This is a genomic window from Streptomyces sp. YS-3, assembly GCF_045257485.1.
In the GTDB taxonomy this organism is placed as follows: Bacteria; Actinomycetota; Actinomycetes; order Streptomycetales; family Streptomycetaceae; genus Streptomyces.
Window position 1 is genome coordinate 1 of sequence record NZ_JBJHPC010000724.1, and the last position, 3,093, is coordinate 3,093.

The 3,093-nt window shown below is 71.9% G+C and carries 3 protein-coding genes and 1 pseudogene; 3 read left to right on the forward strand and 1 reads right to left on the reverse strand.

The genetic code is table 11. The features are described from left to right. Window positions 1-159 (forward strand): annotated as a pseudogene (locus ACJA3G_RS33865) (ABC transporter permease); the annotation flags it as partial. 51 nt (window positions 160-210) lie between these two features. After that, the gene (locus tag ACJA3G_RS33870) at window positions 211-894 is read left to right on the forward strand and encodes an ABC transporter ATP-binding protein (RefSeq protein ID WP_406556863.1); all 684 of its coding nucleotides are present in this window, start codon (window positions 211-213) and stop codon (window positions 892-894) included. Between the two features lie 9 nt (window positions 895-903). Here ACJA3G_RS33870 and ACJA3G_RS33875 read toward each other — a convergent pair whose 3' ends face one another. Next, on the reverse strand, window positions 904-1,812 hold the full coding sequence (locus ACJA3G_RS33875; RefSeq protein WP_406556864.1) for a helix-turn-helix transcriptional regulator: 909 nt from the start codon (window positions 1,810-1,812) through the stop codon (window positions 904-906). 148 nt (window positions 1,813-1,960) lie between these two features. On the opposite strand from ACJA3G_RS33875, the gene ACJA3G_RS33880 reads away from it, so the two are divergent. Further along, entirely contained in the window at window positions 1,961-2,998 is a 1,038-nt protein-coding gene (locus tag ACJA3G_RS33880) for an NAD(P)-dependent alcohol dehydrogenase (RefSeq protein ID WP_406556865.1), read from the forward strand. Window positions 2,999-3,093 lie beyond the last annotated feature (95 nt).

Consider the following 3,093-nt stretch of genomic DNA (forward strand, 5'->3'; position numbering starts at 1 on the left):
GCCAAGGCCGTCGACATAGCCCTGACCGCGCCGGTCTCCCTCACCACCGTCGGCCTCGCCGTGGCCCTCGCGGTCGCGGGCGGTCTCGTCGCGGGCGGCTTCGGCGGCTGGCGCGCCTCCCGGCTGCGCCCCGCCGACGCCCTGCGCCGCGTCGCCTGACCGCCGCGCATCGCCCACTCACGTACGTACGAAAGGAGGTGACCCCGGGTCATGTATGAACTCAGCGGCGTCACCAAGCGGTACCAGCGGGGCAAGGACACCGTCGACGCGCTCGCCGGAGTCGATCTGACCATCGAGGACGGCGGCCGTCTGGTCATCCAGGGCCCCACCGGCGGCGGCAAGTCCACCCTGCTCCAGATGCTCGGCGGCCTCGACCGGCCGACCCGGGGCAGCGTCGTCCTGGACGGCGTCGACCTGGCGAGCCTGCCCGAGGCGCGGCTCACCAAGGTGCGGGCCGAGTCCATCGGCTTCGTCTTCCAGAGCTTCAACCTCATCCCCACGCTCACCGCCCAGGAGAACGTCGAGACCGCGCTCGTCCCGCTCGGCCTCTCCGCCGCCGACCGGCGCGAACGCGCCGCCGACGCGCTGGTCTCGGTGGGCCTGGGCGAGCGCCTGGCCCATCTGCCCGGCGAGATGTCCGGCGGTCAGCAGCAGCGCGTCGCCATCGCCCGCGCGGTCGTCAAACGCCCCAAGGTCCTGCTCGCCGACGAGCCCACCGGCAACCTCGACGAGGACATGCGCGACGAGATCATGGAGGTCCTGGAGGGACTGTGGAAGGAGCACGGGCTGACCTTCGTCATGGTCACCCATGACACGGCCCTGGCCCGCCGCGCGCCGCGCATCGCCGTCATCCGCAGGGGAAAGGTGACGATCACGGAGAACGCGGCGGCGTGAGTCCCCCGGTCACGGGGAGCGCGTCGGAGGAGTGACGGGAGCCGGGCGGCCACCGGGGGCCGAGGGGTCCGGGTCCGGAGCGGCGGCCCAGCTCGCCAGCAGCCGCAGCGAGTCCGCCGAGGGCGAGCCCGGCTCCGCGTAGTACGTCACGAGCGACAGATCGTGCTCCTCGGGCAGCTTCAGCGTCTCGTACGACAGCGTCAGCTCACCCACCAGCGGGTGGTGCAGCCGCTTGGTGCCGTGGCCCTTCTGGCGGACGGTGTGGGCGGCCCACAGCGTACGGAACTCGTCGCTCTTCACCGACAGCTCGCCCACCAGCGCCGAGAGCAGCGGGTCGTCCGGGTAGCAGCCCGCGCACAGCCGCAGCACGCCGACCACCTCGGCCGCCTTGTCCTCCCACTCCAGGTACCGCTCGCGGGCGGTCGGGTCGAGGAAGACGTGCCGGGCGAAGTTGCGCTCCTCCGCCGGGAGCGAGACGAAGTCACCGATCAGGGCGGCGGCCATCCGGTTCCAGGCCAGCAGGTCCAGCCGGCGGCCCAGGACGTACGCGGGCACCGCGTCCATGGAGTCGATCAGATGCGTCAGCTGCGGCCTGAGCTGCACCTGGCGGGAGAGCCCGGCCTTCTTCTTCTTGGCCGCGGTCGGCTGGGCCAGATGCGTCAGATGCTGCCGCTCGGCGTCGGTCAGCCGCAGCGCCCGCGCGATCGCGTCGAGCACCTCGGCCGACACGTTCTGCCCGTTCCCCTGCTCAAGGCGGGTGTAGTACGCCACCGACACCCCGGCGAGCTGGGCCAGCTCCTCCCGGCGCAGCCCCGGCACCCGGCGGTGGCGCCCGAAGTCGGGCAGGCCCACATCGCCCGGCTTGAGCCGGGCCCGGCGGGAGCGGAGGAATTCGCTGAGTTCGGCACGCTGGTCCATGACACCCAAGTATCCGCCGTCGTACGACCGTGAGCCTGACCCTGCCAGTGGTACGCACAGCGGACGTACGAAGGACAGGGGGGTGGGTGGCACGCGAAAGCTGGGGCACCTTGGTGGACGTACCCGACAAGCCCGAGGAGTCAAGGCAATGACCACCGTCGCCGCCTACGCCGTCCCCGCCGCCAAGGCGCCGCTGGAGCGCACCACCATCGAGCGCCGCGCCGTCGGCCCGCACGACATCCTGATCGAGATCAAGTACGCCGGCATCTGCCACTCCGACATCCACCAGGCCCGCGAGGGCTGGGGCGAGGCCATCTTCCCGATGGTCCCCGGCCACGAGATCGCCGGTGTGGTCACCGAGGTGGGCTCCGGCGTCACCAAGTACACCGTGGGCGACCGGGTCGGCGTCGGCTGCTTCGTCGACTCCTGCGGCGAGTGTGAGCAGTGCGCGGCCGGGCAGGAGCAGTTCTGCGCCCGCGCCGTGGGCACGTACAACGCCGTCGGACACGACGGCGAGCCCACCTACGGCGGCTACTCCACCCACGTCGTGGTCAGCGAGCGCTTCGCCGTCCGTATCCCCGACGCCCTCGCGCTCGACGTGGCCGCGCCGCTGCTCTGCGCCGGGATCACCCTGTACTCGCCGCTGAAGCGCTGGCAGGCGGGCCCCGGCAAGAAGGTCGCGATCCTGGGCCTCGGCGGCCTCGGCCACATGGGCGTCAAGATCGCGCACGCGCTCGGCGCCGAGGTGACCGTGCTCAGCCAGACGCTGCGCAAGCAGGAGGACGGGCTGAAGCTGGGCGCGGACCACTTCCACGCCACCAGCGACCCGGAGACCTTCACGAAGCTCGCCGGCTCCCTCGACCTGATCGTCTCGACGGTCTCGGCCCCGCTGGACCTCGGCGCCTACCTCTCGCTCCTGAAGCCCGGCGGCGCGCTGGTGAACGTCGGCGCCCCCGAGGAGCCGAACTCGCTCAACATGTTCGGCCTCATCGGCGGCAACAAGATCCTCGCCGGTTCGATGATCGGCGGCATCGCGGAGACCCAGGAGATGCTGGACTTCTGCGCCGAGCACGGCCTGGGCGCGGAGATCGAGGTGATCCGCGCGGAGCAGGTGAACGAGGCGTACGAGCGGGTGCTGGCCAGCGATGTGCGGTACCGGTTCGTGATCGACACGGCGACGATCTGAGGGGGGCTTACGCGGACGCGGACGCGGATGCGGACGCTGGGACGGGTGCGGGTGCGGGTGCGGGTGCGGGTGCGGGTGCGGGTCCGGGTCCGGGT